Origin of the sequence: Pseudomonas sp. PDM16, assembly GCF_014851865.1 — a bacterium.
GTDB lineage: Bacteria > Pseudomonadota > Gammaproteobacteria > Pseudomonadales > Pseudomonadaceae > Aquipseudomonas.
On record NZ_JACVAM010000033.1, the window covers coordinates 1 to 445 of the forward strand.

Sequence of the window (445 nt, forward strand, 5' to 3'; positions counted from 1 at the left end):
TCTCTGCTTCTCTCTCTCTTCTTCTTCTCCCTCCTCCTTCTCTCTCTTTCTCCTCTTTTCTTCCCTCTTTCTCTCCTCCTCTCTTTCCTTTCCTCCTCCTTTCCTCTCTCCCCTTTCCCCTCTCTCCCTCTTCTCTCTTTCTCCTTCCTCCCCTCTTCCTTCTTTCCCCCTCTTCCTCCCCCTTCCTTCATTTTTTTTTTCTTTTTTCTCCTCTCTTCTTCTTCCCTTCCCCTCTTCCTCCCTCCTCTTCTTCTCTTCTTCCTCCCTTCTCCTTCTTCTTTTCTTTCTTCTTTTCCTCTCTCTTCTTTTCTTTCCTTCCCCTTCCCCTTTTCTTCCTTCCTCCTCCCTCTTCTCCTCTTTCTTTCTCCCTTTTTCTTTCTCCTCCCTTTCTCTTCTCCCCCTCTTCCTCTTCCTCCTCTCTTCCTCTTTTCTCTCTCTTTTTTCT

1 protein-coding gene is annotated in these 445 nt (G+C 47.0%); it reads right to left on the reverse strand.

Annotated features, from left to right (window positions below; all coding sequences use genetic code 11):
* The coding region (locus IB234_RS24535; protein ID WP_192322329.1) for a hypothetical protein at window positions 1-445 on the reverse strand (445 nt) is incomplete at both ends.